The sequence below is a fragment of the Pedobacter sp. MR2016-24 genome (assembly GCF_026239655.1).
Classification (GTDB): Bacteria; Bacteroidota; Bacteroidia; order Sphingobacteriales; family Sphingobacteriaceae; genus Pedobacter.
In genome coordinates this window covers 784,245-801,175 of sequence record NZ_JAPIVO010000001.1, presented here as the reverse complement: position 1 = coordinate 801,175, position 16,931 = coordinate 784,245, and the positions used below count along the sequence as shown (strand labels likewise).

11 protein-coding genes are annotated in these 16,931 nt (G+C 37.5%); all 11 read right to left on the bottom strand.

Annotation, left to right across the window (positions count from 1 at the left end; translation table 11 throughout):
- Positions 1-607 precede the first annotated feature (607 nt).
- Positions 608-3,901: a TonB-dependent receptor gene (locus OQX62_RS03665; RefSeq protein WP_265830043.1), complete on the bottom strand. Its 3,294-nt coding sequence runs from the start codon at positions 3,899-3,901 to the stop codon at positions 608-610.
- A gap of 310 nt (positions 3,902-4,211) precedes the next feature.
- Entirely contained in the window at positions 4,212-5,402 is a 1,191-nt protein-coding gene (locus OQX62_RS03660; protein WP_265830042.1) for a hypothetical protein, read from the bottom strand.
- Between the two features lie 2 nt (positions 5,403-5,404).
- Positions 5,405-5,719 carry a hypothetical protein gene (locus tag OQX62_RS03655; RefSeq protein WP_265830041.1) on the bottom strand — a complete coding sequence of 105 codons (315 nt, stop codon included), beginning with the start codon at positions 5,717-5,719 and terminating at the stop codon, positions 5,405-5,407.
- A 517-nt stretch (positions 5,720-6,236) separates the two neighbouring features.
- Positions 6,237-7,631 (bottom strand): hypothetical protein, encoded by a 1,395-nt coding sequence (locus OQX62_RS03650; protein ID WP_265830040.1) that lies wholly within the window; start codon positions 7,629-7,631, stop codon positions 6,237-6,239.
- Between the two features lie 98 nt (positions 7,632-7,729).
- Positions 7,730-10,531 (bottom strand): TonB-dependent receptor, encoded by a 2,802-nt coding sequence (locus OQX62_RS03645; RefSeq protein WP_265830039.1) that lies wholly within the window; start codon positions 10,529-10,531, stop codon positions 7,730-7,732.
- Positions 10,532-10,644: 113 nt separating this feature from the next.
- Positions 10,645-11,169, bottom strand: coding sequence for a DUF962 domain-containing protein (locus OQX62_RS03640; RefSeq protein ID WP_265830038.1), 525 nt, complete (start codon positions 11,167-11,169; stop codon positions 10,645-10,647).
- A gap of 65 nt (positions 11,170-11,234) precedes the next feature.
- Positions 11,235-12,797: a ribonuclease Y gene (rny, locus tag OQX62_RS03635; protein ID WP_265830037.1), complete on the bottom strand. Its 1,563-nt coding sequence runs from the start codon at positions 12,795-12,797 to the stop codon at positions 11,235-11,237.
- Positions 12,798-13,056: 259 nt separating this feature from the next.
- The gene (locus OQX62_RS03630) at positions 13,057-13,347 is read right to left on the bottom strand and encodes a cell division protein ZapA (RefSeq protein WP_265830036.1); all 291 of its coding nucleotides are present in this window, start codon (positions 13,345-13,347) and stop codon (positions 13,057-13,059) included.
- Between the two features lie 31 nt (positions 13,348-13,378).
- The gene (locus OQX62_RS03625; protein ID WP_265830035.1) at positions 13,379-13,669 is read right to left on the bottom strand and encodes a hypothetical protein; all 291 of its coding nucleotides are present in this window, start codon (positions 13,667-13,669) and stop codon (positions 13,379-13,381) included.
- A 51-nt stretch (positions 13,670-13,720) separates the two neighbouring features.
- Positions 13,721-16,120, bottom strand: coding sequence for a phenylalanine--tRNA ligase subunit beta (gene pheT, locus OQX62_RS03620; RefSeq protein ID WP_265830034.1), 2,400 nt, complete (start codon positions 16,118-16,120; stop codon positions 13,721-13,723).
- A gap of 72 nt (positions 16,121-16,192) precedes the next feature.
- On the bottom strand, positions 16,193-16,894 hold the full coding sequence (gene radC, locus OQX62_RS03615; RefSeq protein WP_265830033.1) for a RadC family protein: 702 nt from the start codon (positions 16,892-16,894) through the stop codon (positions 16,193-16,195).
- Positions 16,895-16,931: the final 37 nt, after the last annotated feature.

Here is a 16,931-nt window from a genome sequence, read left to right as displayed (position 1 = left end):
AGCAAAAGAAGCCCTGAAAATTTGAGAGATGATGAGCGCATAGTATTCAATAAAAGGTATTCAGCTTGAGAACGGGTTCTTAATAATGATGTAAAAACTGCCTTTATTTTCAATCAAGAGAAATATAACTATCGATTCGGCACTTTTCGATGTAAAAAATGCTATAGATCAGGTACAAATAGCGCTTAATGAGGAAATATTTACACACCGCAAATCTATACAAATAATGTTTGCTTTACAATAGAGGAGACTAAACTAAAAGATGAAGTAATATTCTGTAAAGAATTGCATTTCTGAATGCTTACGCAGAGACTTGGTAACAGAAAAATGACGATTTTGAGTAAAAAACAAAAGCCAGGACATCCATCCGGGCTACTGCTATCAACTAAACCTAAACTATAAATACTAACCAAATATTTACAATACAAATGTAAAGACGTAAGATTAACCAAGCGTTAAGAATAGATGATGAAAAAAGCAGCATATGGCATGAAATTATGCCATATTGTTAACAAGAGATAGCTTAAAGGCAGGTGTTAAAATGGTTACATACAAAAAAAAGGATGCACCCTTAGGGTACATCCTTTTAAATAGTATTGATTGGTGATTAGAAACTATACCTTACACCAAACTGCATTTGAAAACGTGAAGCAAAAAAGTCTTTAGAGTAGTTACTTGTATTTTTCTGATCGAATGTATAAGTTGGATAAGTAGTTGCATTTCCTGCACCACCTGTAGTAGTCGACAATCCTACACTAGCCATTGAATTGAATGTGTTTGGAGAGAAGTACTGAACACCCCATTTTTTATTCAGCAGGTTCGTTAAGTTAACAATATCATAAGTCAATGAAAGCGTGTGTTTATGCGTACCGCTTTCTACGATCCTGATGTCTTGTGTGAAACGAAAATCAGCCTGATAGTTCCATGGTGTTCTGGCTGCATTACGTTCAGTAAAATCACCTCTTCTTGTTCTCAGATACTTGTCTCCATCAATGAAGGCATCAAATGCAGCTGCCTGTGCTACGCCTGCAGGTGTTGCTGCAAAGAATTTTGAAGTTTCTCCCGTTTGAGGAATGTAAGCTAAACTTACTGTCTGTCCTGTACCATTGATAGTAGCATTTACAAAACCGTATGAATAAGGTGTTCCTGATTGTGCACTAAAGAACAGCGAGAAGTTAGCTACGTATTTACCAGCCTGGTCCCAGCTATGTCTGTAATTAATAGTGGATACCAAACGGTTACGGATATCAAAGTTTGAATTGGCTACTCCCGGGCTGTTAGGACTTAAAGCCTGGTTCAGCTGCCAGTTAGATTCCATTGAGTTCCGGATACCGTTGGTTACATCTTTAGACTGTCCGTAAGTGTAAGCAGCCATTACATCTAAACCACCTATCGTTTTACCGATCTGTGCTGTTAAGCTGTAACGGTAACCTTTGCTTGTATTGGAAAGTAAATATGCATTGGTATATAGCGGGTTAATTGCCTGACTTGTGGCAGCAGGGTTAGTTACAGTTGGTGCCGGTACTGCTTTGTATATCGGTTGCTGATGATTTACATCGTAAGGTAAGTAAATCGCATTATCTGCAAGGTTGATCATCTGGAATTTAAGATCGTGGATTACTTTTGTATAAATCCCTTCTACTGTGAATCTCCACTGATTATCTGTTTTATAATCAAATGCTAAACTGCTTCTCCATGTTTTAGGCATTTTGAAGTTGTTGTCAATCAAATCGACTTGTGTTGCACCTGAAGCATTATTTACATCTTTACCCTGATTAGCCACAAAACCTGCTTCGCCATTTCCTGTTAAGGCATCTCTGATTGGATCAGTACCGGCGACAAATGGAGTATTACTTGATCTGTTATCATAAGCACCATAAGTAACGCCATTATTGTAATAAGCATAACCTAACCATGCAAAAGGAACCCTTCCTGTAAACAGGCCACTTCCCCCACGCATGATCAGACTCTGATCACCTAATACATCATAGTTAAATCCTACCCTTGGAGAAACCTGAATTTGTCCAAGAAAATCATTTTTGATCTCATTAGGTTTAGTATAGGTATACGTGTTTCCATAATTAGGATCTACCGGAGAACCGGTAGTTTTCACACTCAAAGGTTGTTTGTTTGGCATATCAGCCATATCAAATCTGATCCCGTAAGTTAGTTTCAAACGGTCATTTACCTGCCACTGATCTTCTCCATAAACACTATACATGTTTACACGGAACTGCGCTGGCGGATTGTTGATAATATAATCTCTGCTGTTATTGGTGTAGTTGTAATTCGTTCTTACACGACTTGGGTTACCAGCAAGAAATGCGTCTACATTATCATATGAAATACGCCCGTTCCAGCTGTTTACGAAACCGTAAGTGATATTATATAACTCATTGTGTGTACCAAAAGTGAAAGTATGTCTTCCTTTAGTCCAGGTTACATTATCAGTAAATTCAAATGTCTTCTGTTTCATATCGAAGATACTCGCTTCACGGTCTGTACCCAGGAAGATTGTTCCACCAGCAGACCCTTTAATCTCAATCTGAGGTAAAGCAGCATTGGAAGTTGGCGTTCTGTAATCGTGGATATTTGAATACCCTACAACCAAACTATTTGATAAGTTAGGAGAGATCCTGCTTTTCAATTCTGCCACAGTAGAACTCTGGTTATTGGTCTGCAAATAATCAATACCTCCAAACCTGAAGTTCGATTGATCACGTTCTAAATTTGTTGCTTCAGATCTAATGGTATTGTTACGTATTGTCAGCTGATTTTTATCATTGATATTCCAGTCTAAACGGTTGAAGAACTTATTGGATTTTGCATTTACGTTGTAGTTTTCATAAGAACCTGCATCAACACCATACTTCGTTTGCATTAAGTTAGCGATGGATTGAGCTTCACCAAGTGTAAGCACTTTCATATCTGCAGAACCTGCACCCAAGATTACCGGATCCTGGCGACGCGTAATTTCCTCATTTGTGAAGAAGAACAATTTATTTTTGATAATCGGTAAACCTACACGGAAACCAGTCTGATATTCATGGAACGATGAAGGTTCTTTAGAGTTATCACCTGTTTTATTTCTTCCGATCAATGAAGCATTACGACCGAATCCGTAAACAGATCCTGTAACTTCATTTGTACCCGAACGTGTTACCGCATTCACACTACCACCAGTAAAGTTACCAATCTTCACATCGTAGGGAGCTAATAAGACCTGTACATCCTGAATTGCATCAATAGAAACCGGATTGGTTCTTGTACTGCTACCTGGCATACCTGAACTACCACTCTGACCACCTAGAGAAGGGCTAAAGCCGATTGCATCATTATTGATAGCACCGTCAATAGTTACGTTATTGTACCTGAAATTGGTTCCCATGAAGGAGTTATCTTTACTCACCTGAGGAGTTACACGAGTAACATCAGTTAAACTACGACTTGTTGAAGGCATGTTTTTGATCTGCTGCTCGCCAATCTGCGTACCTGCACCAGTCTTCAAAGCACCTCTTTTACCTTTTACAGTTACTTCTGTTAGCGTCTGACCTTCATCGGCCAGAATAAAGTCCAGTCGCTGATCTACACCAAGACCAATATTACCTAATTCTTTTTCTTGTTTATTATAACCCACATAGGTAACTGTCACTTTATAAGGACCACCCGGGTTCAAGTTGTTCAATCTAAAGTAACCGTCTGAACCAGTTACTGCACCATATCTTGTACCAGTAGGTACGTGAATTACCAATACACTTGCTCCCGGAACAGTGATGCCTTTGGCATCCTTAACCTTTCCGTTGATACTTGAAGTAGTTACCTGCGCATTCACACCTGAACCGATAAACAGGAAAAGGGATAGAATGACGTAAGACAAATAATCTGTTAGAAATCTTTTCATTGTGTTGCTTCTATTTTTTTGTAAAACTAGGGTGGCAACGTGTACTTAATATTAAGGATACATTAATACGTATTTGACTTAACACTAAATTAAAATTGGATTAAAATGAGATTAAAAAGTGATTAAAATATGGCCTTGTGATACTAAAAAAGGGGCATCAAAGAATGATGTCCCCTTAATTTGATTTTTTAGATGGCTTAAAATAGTGTTCACTTAATGTTATGGTTATGTTAAGAACGCTAAAGAGACAGACAAAAGCTCATCTGAAGCTATAAAGTGTAAAATCTAAAGAATCGCTTTAGTCAACTTACTAATCCAACCAATGATTAAATACTTCTGAATATCCAAATTGCGAAGGGTCTTCTATCGATGTGATTTTATATTGGTAGAAAACACTATTACCAAGAGGAATAGTCGCATCGTACTGTTTTAAAAATTTCCCAACATTTGGCGTTGAATTAGTTAGTTTCTTATAAAACGTACCATCAGAATTGTATAAATCTATTGATACATTAGATGCCATTATCTTATTAGAACACCAATATACAAACATATTTCCATCGTCAGAACCAGAACTGTCAGGTCTGAATATCCAATTAGAGTTATGAAAAGCACTAGGGTAATAGCTATCAAACAAACCTATATGATCAGCAATAAACCTAAAGACTCCAGATGTTGCAAAAACTTTGTCATCACTAATCTCATCAATCAAAAAATAGCTATAAGAACCGTTGTAAGAAGTTTGAAGATTGAGTCCGGAAAAATCAAAATTATAGCTCCCTGTATTTGGAATCCGTTTCTTAGTTGAAGCGCCGCCCCCATTGCCCATAAAAGTTATATAAACATCTGACGAATTAATTCGATTCGCATTCCAAGTTACAGTCATGGTTTTCAATCCAGGTAATTCAATACCCATTGGATAAGATTCCACACTATGATTAAGTAGATATGCTGGGTTATTATCAGAACGGTACTCTGGATAGGTAAAGGCACCATCCAAATGAAGGGGAGTTGGATTATAATTAATAGGAATATAATTACTGGACATATAAAGTGTCAGCGTCTTTTTTTGATTTGAATCATAATACTTAAATTCAACCATTAAATTTCCATAATTAATGCCCACCGGTAATTCAGCATTTATAATTAGATCAGTAAAGCCTGTTGCCGAACCAGACCATTTATCTTTAAAATCAGCATTGGTGACATTTCTCGGCTCAGAAACCTTGGTATAAGCTCCACAAATACCACAATTAGTATATACAAGAGATACCGTGGAAGTTGCATCTTCGTAAGAACCATTAACCATCAAGGTTCTTGCTAAATAAACATGATAAGAAAATTTTGTAGTAACTCTCTTATTAGTCACCGTCAAATACCCCACATCCGCATTATTTTCCCTTATACTAATCTTATTTATTTTTACATCAGCATTAGCTATGAAGGAGCTTAGGAGAATTGTAATTAGAAAACATCCTTTTTGAAATAAGTTATTCTTCATGTCTATTCTCCGTAAGTTGTTTTGTAAACATTAGCACCTTCGTAATTTGACTCCACTTCTACTTTGTTGAACTTTTGACCTCTAATTACGAATTCATTCTTCTCTTCATCAAAAACGATCTCATCTTTACTTACATCTAAACTGATCGACAAAAACTTAATCAATTTCTCGTTAGTGCTTTTTTGTAATGAGGAGGTCTCTTTTTTGACATTGACAGGTAATTTCTCATCTTTTTTGCAGGCGATAGCTATGAGCGCAACAAAAAGCAGCTTCGCAGGTACTTTAATGAAAGACTTTAAATTAATTTTAATTTCCATACTTTTTTCAATAAATTTATCCCACAAACATTAACTCAGTATAAACAATACAATAATTAATAAAGTAATATATTTCTAAAAAAGTGACACAATTCACATAGGAAAATTATATAACTCAGGTGCGAGCAACTAAATGTCTTAGATTTCATTCTAAGTCAAAGCCAATAGGAATTAAAATTAACGCGAGCCATATTGGCCGAAGCTGTCGGAATAGCATCTCTTCTATGAAGCCAAGTATACTAGAATCATGATATAATTAATTCTACCTCGCCGTGTGTATTATAAATTAGATTACTTAAGACTTTTGGGACAGTAGCTTCAACTACTCCCAAATGACAGATTAGTAATTACCCATATATACTATACCACTAGAGGGGAGATCGAAGCCTTTACGGAGAAAATATATCTGATCTGGTAGAAATATTTTGAATAATAACATGTCAAAACACAAAGGCCGTATCACAATTAATTGTGATACGGCCTTTCCCGTAAATTAGTACTTTATTTAGGTATCCAATTAAAATGTTGCACCTGTTGCAGCAACAGATCCTGCTTTCAAAGTAAAGTTAGGAGTTGCAGTTAGAGTGAAAGGAGAAGTTAAAAGAGCAGCAGCAGCTGTTACATCAATAAATGTATTTCCTTTGCCAGTAAGATAAGTTCTAAGTAAATCTGCAGTCGCAAATGATGGTGCTGTAGTACCAGTTGCACTAGCAATCACATCTTTACCAACTACTTCAGATTGATAAATATTATTCTTGATCAATGAAGTACCATCTGTTAAAGCATCACCTGTTTCTTTATCGCGAATATCTATACCATATCTTGTATTGATGAAAATAGAATTAGCAAGTATCATTTTAGTACCTTTTCTCCAAAGATTGGCATTTTCATGCTTAATATCAGCAGATAATCCAGGACCAATAATCGTCATATTTGAAATTGCTGGACGCGTTCTTGGAGTTGAAGAATACTGGCTGCTTGAATTATCAGATTCAATACCATTAGATTGTCCAGCCTGATCTGCTAAACTTGGATCACGCTGACCAATTGCATACTGAATTTTTCCAGAATAACCATTATCAAAATCAAAAATATCATCGACATTAGAGATAGATACTAAGTGTTTAGCATTAACGGATCCACCGAACCACTCAAATGAATCATCACCCGAAAAGGATACCTGCACATAGTCAATTGTAGTACCACTACCCACAGAACCAAATGTAACACCATTAATTTCATTGTCTTTTACGTATGCGATACCTGGAAACTCAACACGCACATATTTTAAAACACCAGAGTTGTCTGCAGCATCAGTTCCACCATGAACAGCCATCGCTTCATCAATACCACCTTCGATGATACCAGTTCCACCTGGATTATTATTTAAAGCTTTACCCAATAAGATAATACCACCCCAATCACCAGGAGCTCTGCTTCCAGCGGCTTTATTCGAAGTAAATACGATAGGGTTAGTTGCTGTACCTTCAGCAATCAATTTAGCACCACGCACTACTACTAACGTAGCTTTAGAAACTTGGTCGCCTCTGATTACAGTTCCAGCTGGAATAGTTAAAGTTACTCCGCTTGCAACATATACAAATCCTTGTAATAAATATACTTTAGAAGCATCTAAAGTTCTGTTTGCAGATATAGTTCCAGATAATGTCTCAGTAGTAGCTCCATAAACAGCCGTTTTAGGACTAAAGTTTGTCCAGTTAGCAGTCCAGTCAGAAGTTCCCATAGCCCCTCTGTAAGTTACTTTATCAAAAAATGAATCTGCTAGAACTTCATTAGATTCTACAGGAACCACAACTTCTACTTCATCAGCATCATCTTTTGAACAGCTCGTAAATGCTGCAGTACCAGCCATTAATACAGCTATCAGACTTAGGTTAAATTTGTTTTTCATCTTTATTATTTGTTTATACAAAAATATAATTGGTATATTATTACAGTATTAAAAGCAGATTAACAAAACAATGCTTTTGTGTTAAGATAATATGAATGCTATTTTATTTTGTAAGAAAAAGTCAGAGTAAATGTAGAACCAAAACGATCTGAAATATTTACATTATCAGTCTTTTCATCAAAACTAGCATCAGGATCAGAGCCTTTTACTTTTTGATAATAAATAGCTTTGTTATTAAGAATATCACTATAGTTTAATTTTACTTCCGCTCTTGACTTAGCGAATTTCTGAGATAATTGTAAATCAAGTACGTTTCTGGATCTTTCATAAATGTCAGGATCCTGAACATTACCTACTGCCCAGATACGTTTTCCAATTCTGTTGAATAAAAGACTTACTCCAGTCGAATTCTCTTGTTTAGAAGCATAACTCAAACCTGCATTCAGTAAGTAAGGTGACTGACCTTGTAAAGGACGTTTTCCAGTTTTGTTAATAGTCTTCGCCACATTTACTTCAGACTTCATATATGAAGCATTAGTACTAAAAGTAATATTTTTGAATTCTCCCCCAATAAAATCTAGTGGTCTTCTAAATTCCATCTCAATACCATATAAAGTAGCAGACTTAGAATTGGTATAACCAAATGTTCTGCCTGAAGTACCTATTTGTAAAGTCTGCTCTATAGGTAATTCAAAATCTTTATAAAATGCAGATACTGAGAAAACTTGGCCCGAAGATGGATAAACCGCATAACCCAAATCTAAATTTGTAGTTTTCGATTGCTTTAAATTAGGATTACCAATGACTGTAGCATTTCTATTAAAATCATAAAAACTAAATGGCGCAATCTCTCTAAATTCAGCACGGCCAACAGTCTGCGATCCAGACAGGCGTATACTAGCCTTATCAGTCAGATTATAAATCAAGTTGGCTGATGGCAATAGGTTTGTGTAAGTGGTGTCTATATTTAAAACATTAGATGAATTATCCATACTGTTTAACTTCTGATTATAAGATTCTAATCTTGCACCTATTCCCAATCTCAATTTCTCAGTAACATACCCGTCAAACATTATATAACCTGCATTCAAAAGCGAATTGGCATCATAAGCATCCGTACCATTTGTAATTTCATTCAGCACATACCCATTTTCTCTGATGTTAGCTGAAGTAAAAATCTGACCTTGTGGAATATTAAGTAGCGAATTATCAAAATTTCCGTCTCTTACAAAACCAATAACCCTTGCTGCAAAGTCACGCTTTCTGTATTGACCAAAATAACCCAATTTGATCTTATTTTTGTCACCAAACCACTGCACAGGTATAGTAATATCAAATGATCCACCGTATAAGTTTTCATTTAATTTAGATGAGAAATTACCACCTAGATTGGGACTGGCTTGTCCTGATGAAGGAATACTTGCTCTGCTATATCTACCATCACTTCCTTCCTGATATTCCATCCTTTTAAAACCAGGTTCTTTTCTGTCTGTATTAGCAAAATTTAGATTCCAATCTAGCTTTATCTTATTTTTTTCTGACAAAAGATGATTACCACTCAATTGATTAGAGATTAAGGATCTTTGTAGTAAATAATCTGCAGTTCTAAAAAACTTGGATTGAGAATCATCTATACCTTCACGAGTAGTAAATTGATTTTCCAATACTCTATTGTATATATTTTTTAATGCTATCTTATTGTTTCCCCATGAATAGGCAAAATTAGCAAGTGCACCTATATTAGTATTAAAGTTGTAGACCTCATCATGAAACTGATCGCCCATTGCCTCGCCATTATAAGATATTTGATCACTTTTTCTTAAACGTTCATCATACCTATAGGAAAGAGATAAAACAGTTCCAAACTGACTATCATCTTTGAACCTCTTAGTTGCGCCATAGTTAGCCTGGAATACAGGCCCTAATTTTGATTTAACACCTTCATATCCCCAATTATTAGCGAAAGTTCTAGATAATGCTACTCTTTCACTGATAGGTTTGGTCAAATAATCTGCTCTTGATGGAAAAGAAGACGGTATATCCCTGTCTTTATTATAAGCAGCAAATGCACCATTTTTACTTCCAGAGGCCTTCTGGAAATCTTTAAAAGCAGATTGTGTATTATAAGAAGTACCTAAAGAAAAATTTAAAAACTTATTATCCGGGAAGTCTTTTGTTGTTACCTGTACAACACCACCAGAAAAATCACCAGGAATATCAGCCGATGCTGTTTTATTCACAACGATAGCATCAATCAGATTGGAAGGTAAGATATCAAATGAGAATGCTTTTTTATCAACCTCAGTATTTGGAAGCACTGCATTGTTTAACATGGCTGAGTTATATCTGTCTGATAAACCACGTACAATGATAAATTTATTGTCCTGAATACTTGCACCACTCACCCTTTTCAATACATCAGAAGTATTTCTATCCGGACTCTTCCTGATCAATTCAGCCGAGATACCGCTTGAGATACTTAAACTTGCTTTTTGATTGGCATACAATGTATTCACAGATTCCTGACTGGCTCTTGAAGTAATGACTACCTCATTTAAATCCTGTGAATTAGATTCGCTCATGATAATATTAACAGCAGTAGAACCAGTGGCCTTAACTTCTACCTCAGTAATATTTTTAGTTGAATAACCAATATAAGATGCCTGTATAATGTATTTTCCAGGAGTAAGGCCAGAAAGAATGTATCTTCCTTCAACATCAGTTGATGAACCTTTAGTCGTATTCGCTATTTTTACAGTAACACCTATTAGTGTTTCCCCTGTCTTCTGATCAGTCACCGTACCAGAGATCTTACCGGTACCCTGTGCAAACACTGCAGTGCCTATAATTACGAATAGCAGCGTAATTATTGCTTTTTTGAGTTGTAGTTGTGATTTCAATTTTGCCTTTATTAGAGTTTAGGCAAAGGTATTATCACAATATTAGCGCTATGTTAGCATCAGGTTACCATTACTTAACGCAACTGTTACCTTAATGTTAAATGACCATTGGATCAATATTTTAGCCCCGTTTTAAGGCATAAAAAATGCAATAACCAAATTGGGCCGATTAACAGAAACTTAACATCTTCTAAAAATGAAGGCTTCTTTCCCTCAATTTTGTGACCGATGAACTGACCTATCCAGGTCAGGACAAAAATGACTGCACAGACTAGCCACACTGCAGGTCCGCCAGCAAATGCCCATTTTTCGAGTAACACAATAAACAGTGCCATCACGAAGACCAGCAGGATCATCATATAAGAGAGAACAGGAGAAAGCCGGTAGTAATAATAACCTGAAAAAGCAATCACAAAAGATGCCCAGTTGACGAAGCCATTATACTTTCCTAAAAAACCAAGGTAAGGAAAGGGGATTGCCCAGATCAGACCCAGCAAACTAAAAACAATGAGCGGCACACAAATCCAGTGGATCAGTTCATTTGAAGGATGCTGATGACTCTCTGCGTATTTGTCAAACAGCACATCAACCTCTCTTTTAGGTGCTGCCTTCACAATTTTCTTCCCTTGATTCTTCATGGTATAAAAATAAAAAAAAGCGATAGAATAATCTACCGCTTTATATACAATATTTTGTTTTGGTCTTATTTAGCGAAAGCGACAGATCTGGTTTCCCTGATTACTGTAACTTTAATCTGACCAGGATAAGTCATCTCGGTCTGGATTCTGTTGGAGATATCTGCAGCAAGTAATTCAGCCTGCTGATCAGTTACCCTTTCACTTTCTACCACAACTCTCAATTCTCTACCTGCCTGTATCGCAAACGTTTTTTCAACACCCGGATACGAAAGGGCCAGCTCTTCCAGTTCTTTTAAACGTTTGATATAACTTTCTACTACCTCACGTCTTGCTCCCGGACGTGCGCCAGAGATCGCATCACAGGCCTGAATAATTGGTGAGATCATTGAAGTCATTTCAATTTCATCATGGTGGGCTCCGATGGCATTACAAATCTCAGGGTGCTCCTTATATTTTTCTGCCAGCTGCATACCTAAAATTGCGTGTGGCAATTCCGGATTGTCATCAGGGACCTTACCTATATCATGTAACAGACCGGCACGTTTGGCCATCTTTGCATTTAAGCCTAACTCAGCTGCCATTGTAGCACAGAAGTTCGCTACCTCACGTGAGTGATGCAATAAGTTCTGTCCATATGATGAACGGTAACGCATACGTCCTACCATCCTGATCAGCTCAGGGTGCAAACCATGAATACCCAAGTCAATCACTGTACGCTCACCGATCTCCACAATCTCGTCTTCAATCTGTTTTTTAGTTTTAGCTACCACTTCCTCAATACGTGCAGGGTGGATACGACCGTCAGTTACCAAACGGTGTAGAGCTAAACGTGCAATCTCTCTTCTTACCGGGTCAAAACCAGATAAGATAATAGCCTCAGGTGTATCATCAACAATAATCTCAATACCTGTAGCCGCTTCCAATGCACGGATATTTCTTCCTTCACGACCAATTACACGGCCCTTAATTTCATCACTTTCAATATGGAAAATAGAAACAGTATTTTCAATTGCTGCTTCAACAGCTGTACGCTGTATCGTTTGAATAACAACTTTTTTTGCCTCTTTAGTTGCAGTAAGCTTTGCCTCATCAACAATATCCTTTACCTGGATCATTGCCTGTGTTCTCGCTTCCTGTTTCATATTTTCCACCAGCTGATTTTTTGCTTCTTCTGCACTTAACCCGGCGATAGTTTCCAATTGTTTCACATGCTGATTTTTCAGCAGCTCTACTTCTTCCTGTTTTTTAACAGCGATATCAGTTTGTTTTTCCAGGTTCTTTTTGTGATTATCCAGTTCCTGTTCCTTACGGTTCATGTTTTCCAGACGCTGATTTACCGACTGCTCTTTTTGCTTAATTGCATTTTCGCGCTGATTGACAACGTTATTTTTCGCATTTACATCCTGCTCATGTTCAGTTTTCAGCTGCAGGAATTTTTCCTTTGCTTCCAGCATACGATCCTTTTTCATGATCTCTGCCTGTGCTTCAGCATCTTTTAACATTTTTTTGACCTTACTCTGTGCAGCAACCTCCTGCTTTTTCAGCAAGTCGCGCAGCAGGTACCTGCCCACTAATATGCCCACAACTAAGCCGGCAAGTACATATCCAATTGTTCCTATTATTTCCATTTCAATTTATATATATAAAAATCTGCATGAGCTCTTTACCTGTCTGATGGCAGACTCATGCAAGTTTAATTATCCTTATTTAACAATACCACAAAAAAAACCGCAACTAAATTTTAAGCTTATTGCGTTAAGCTCTGAATAAGCCGGTCATCATTCAGTTGTTTATACCTGAAAATACTAACCTATCCAAAATTTAATAAACAATGAAACTAAAACTTAACAACGGTTAAATCTCTTTCGCTTTTTTATGGTAACGATTTTATCTCGTAAAAAAATCGTTCAGTAAACTATCTAATTCTTCAACTTTTTCAGCAACTGCAGTATCCTGGTCCTGCACTTTATTTTCTACTCTGAGCACTGCTGTTGCATAATGCAATACAGCCATAGAAAGCAAATCCTGTTTATCTCTAACCGCATAATTTTCCTGATAGTCTTTTATACGTTCATTGATAATTTTGGCTGCACGCCTTACAATTTCCTCCTCTTCCATACTCACCTTTAAAGGGTAAATGCGGTCAGAGATAGTTATCTTAATCGAGATTTCTCCCATTTCTTAGCTTTGTTTCATTTCTTTGTATCCCTTATTTCTTAAGTAACACAACACACTTATCAATTTCACGCACAAAATCGTTAATTTTTTGCTTTATATCAAGTGTCTTCTCGCTTGTTCCTTCAATACTCTTCGCCAGTTTAAGTACACGCATCTTCTCATCAAGATCCGAATTCTTACTTTTCGCAGCATTCAGGGCCAGCTTAACAGATGCATTCTCCTGCTTCAATAATTCGTTTTCTTCCTGCAAAGCATTACAAAGCTCTATTAAGCGAGCTGTTTTCTGTAATACTGAATTTAACTGTTCGGCAACCGAAGACATATTATTAAAATTGATGGTGTCTGTAAATATCCCTAAAAGTAATAAATAAAATTACTTTCTGATCTCTGCTTTCGCTGTTTGCGCTAAATTAGTTATAATCTTTTGCATAACCGCATCAATTTGCTTGTCCGTTAAGGTCTGTTCCTCATCCTGCAGCGTGAAGTTTAAGGCGTAGGATTTTTTATTCTCCGGTAGTTTATCACCTACATATACATCAAAAACCTGCACATTCTTCAGTAATTTCTTCTCTGTCTTGAATGCAATCGTTTTAAGCGTATCAAAAGTTACGTCCGTATCAACTAACATTGAAAGGTCTCTCCTTACCGCAGGATACTTAGGAATATCTTTATTCACTATCTTATTCTTCCTGACGATATCTAATAATAAGGCCCAGTCGAAATCAGCATAATAAACATCCTTATCTACATCACCCAGTTTCTTATCAACTGCTGTTACCGCACCAAAAGTAACAATAGGCTGCGGGCCCCTAAAATACTTCAATCCAAATGCAAAGTTCTCATCACTTACTTCTTCTGTCTGGTAATTAGCAATACCCAGTCTGCCAATAATCGCATCTACTGCAGCTTTTAAATTGTAGAAACTTACAGGCGAAGCTTTCTGGTTCCATTGTTCCGTTGCATCAGCACCAGCAAGCACAATAATCAAACGCGGACGCTCAATATATTTTTCATTGATCAAATGATAAGTTTTACCAAACTCATAAAACTTAACATTACCATTTTTCCTGTTCTGGTTATAAGCAACGCTTTCCAGTACCGGCATTAATAAACTCTGGCGCATTACATTCAGATCCAGACTCAGGGGATTCAACAAATGAACCGCTTCTTCAGGATTTTTAGAATAAGCACTTTTAGTTAAAGAGTTACACATGATTTCCAGAAAACCATTTGCAGTAAGCATATCAGCAATTACATGCTGCGTTTGCTCCTTATCAGGTTTTGCTGTAAATGCCAGTGAAGCATTTACTTTAGTCGGGATCTCAATATTATTATAACCGTAAATTCTCAATACCTCTTCGGTAACATCACATTCCCGGGTTACGTCTACCTTGAAAGTAGGCACGCGCAGAGAAAGCCCCTCTTCAGTTTCTGCGGCTACGTTTATCCCTAAAGAAGTAATGATCGCTTTAATCTCCTCATCAGGAATATTTGCACCGATTAGTTTATTTATGTTTTTATAACTTACTTCTACCTCAAAAGGAGCAACCGGCTCCGGATAAATATCAGAAACTACAGAAGAAATTTCTCCGCCGCCCAGTTCCTGGATCAGTAGGGCTGCACGCTGTAATGCATATACTGTAATCTCCGGATCAGTGCCACGTTCATAACGGAAAGAAGCATCAGTTTTAAGTGTATGTCTTTTCGCTGTTTTACGTACTGAAACAGCATTGAAATAAGCACTCTCTAAAAAGATATTGGTTGTTTTTTCACTTACACCAGAATTCTTGCCGCCGTATACACCTGCTATGGTAATCGGCTGCTCTGCATCACAGATCATCAGATCTTCTGCAGAAAGCTTGCGCTCTACACCATCAAGGGTGACGAAAGGCGTTCCCTCAGCAACTTTTTTAACGATGATCTTCTTACCCCTGATCTCATCTGCATCAAATGCATGTAAGGGCTGACCAAGATCATGCAGTACGTAATTGGTAATGTCTACTATATTATTAATCGGACGAATGCCGATTACTTTTAATTTATCCTGCAGCCAGTCCGGTGAAGTTTTAACCGTTACCCCACTGATCGATACACTGCTGTATCGTGGACAAGCAACTGTATCCAAAACTTCAACTTCAATTTTAAGACTTTCATTTGCTGTACTGAAAGCAGATACATCAGGCATCTGCAAAGGTATTCTCAGAAATGCAGCCAGATCTCTTGCCACCCCCAGGTGGGATGCTGCATCTGCCCTGTTTGGGGTTAAGCCAATTTCAAAAAGGTAATCATCTTCCATTTTGAAATATGCTTTTGCAGGTAAACCCACTACAGCATTTTCATCCAGTACCATGATACCTGCATGCGACCCGCCTAAACCGATCTCATCTTCCGCACAGATCATTCCCTCAGAAGCTTCACCTCTGATATTAGATTTCTTGATTTTGAAAGGCTCACCTTCATTAGGATAAACTGTAGTGCCCACCGTAGCTACCACGACTTTTTGTCCCGCTGCCACATTTGGTGCCCCGCATACAATCTGTACTGCCTCAGCACCACCAACATTTACAGTAGTAACCCGCAAACGATCAGCATTGGAATGCTGTACGCAACTCAATACTTCCCCGATTACCAATCCCTCCAAACCACCTACAACAGGCTGTACTTTTTCCAGGCTTTCTACTTCCAGACCAATGTCTGTCAAGATCAGTGAAAGTTCCTGTGGTGTATGTGTTGTCTGTATGAATTGTTTAAGCCAGTTGTATGATATCTTCATGTTATTGTTTCATCTAAAACGCAAAGATATAAAATTATGCCTTGCGCTGAATTTATTAGCCCATAAAGAACTTCAAATAAGTTTCTCATCTGCAAAACTGGTATAAGAATCGGTGGTGATAATGAGATGATCAAGCACCCGGAGATCGAGCATGCTCCCGGCATCGATTAATTTTTTGGTGATCAGTAAATCCTCAGCACTGGGCTTAAGACTACCAGAGGGATGATTATGAGCGATTATAATACTCGTTGCATGATGCTGCACTGCGAGATTGAAAATTATTTTGGGATCAGCCACTGTTCCTGCACGCCCTCCTTTACTGATCATCTGTTTTCTCATTACCTGGTTAGAGTTATTCAGCATCAGCACCCAAAACTGTTCATGATCAAGGTCTGACAATAAGGGATGAAGGATTTCAAATGCATCATTGGAGCACGCTATCCGGTCTTTCTTTTTGGTAGGATAATTTTTTCTGCGCCTACCCAGTTCAAGGGCTGCAACAATGGTAACAGCTTTGGCCTCACCTACCCCATGAAATTTTTGTAGTTCCTGGGGCGTTGCCCCACCTAATTCGTATAGACCATCATTGTAAGCAGCAAGAATCCGTTGGCTCAGGCCTACTGATGTTTCATTCTTACTACCCGACCCGATTAATATAGCAATCAATTCGGCATCGGTCAGACTAGTCTTGCCTTGTAGCAGTAGTTTTTCTCTCGGACGGTCGCCTAAAGGCAGCGTTTTAGTCGTTCCTGTTTTTTCATCATAATTTACCATAAACAAAAAAAACGGGATAAGCCAAAGCCTATCCCGT

Excerpts from the sequence above, each read along its gene's own strand:
- OQX62_RS03665 (WP_265830043.1), bottom strand. The coding sequence starts at position 3,901 with ATGAAAAGATTTCTAACAGATTATTTGTCTTACGTCATTCTATCCCTT.
- OQX62_RS03660 (WP_265830042.1), bottom strand. The coding sequence starts at position 5,402 with ATGAAGAATAACTTATTTCAAAAAGGATGTTTTCTAATTACAATTCTC.
- OQX62_RS03655 (WP_265830041.1), bottom strand. The coding sequence starts at position 5,719 with ATGGAAATTAAAATTAATTTAAAGTCTTTCATTAAAGTACCTGCGAAG.
- OQX62_RS03650 (WP_265830040.1), bottom strand. The coding sequence starts at position 7,631 with ATGAAAAACAAATTTAACCTAAGTCTGATAGCTGTATTAATGGCTGGT.
- OQX62_RS03640 (WP_265830038.1), bottom strand. The coding sequence starts at position 11,169 with ATGAAGAATCAAGGGAAGAAAATTGTGAAGGCAGCACCTAAAAGAGAG.
- rny (WP_265830037.1), bottom strand. The coding sequence starts at position 12,797 with ATGGAAATAATAGGAACAATTGGATATGTACTTGCCGGCTTAGTTGTG.
- OQX62_RS03630 (WP_265830036.1), bottom strand. The coding sequence starts at position 13,347 with ATGGGAGAAATCTCGATTAAGATAACTATCTCTGACCGCATTTACCCT.
- OQX62_RS03625 (WP_265830035.1), bottom strand. The coding sequence starts at position 13,669 with ATGTCTTCGGTTGCCGAACAGTTAAATTCAGTATTACAGAAAACAGCT.
- pheT (WP_265830034.1), bottom strand. The coding sequence starts at position 16,120 with ATGAAGATATCATACAACTGGCTTAAACAATTCATACAGACAACACAT.
- radC (WP_265830033.1), bottom strand. The coding sequence starts at position 16,894 with ATGGTAAATTATGATGAAAAAACAGGAACGACTAAAACGCTGCCTTTA.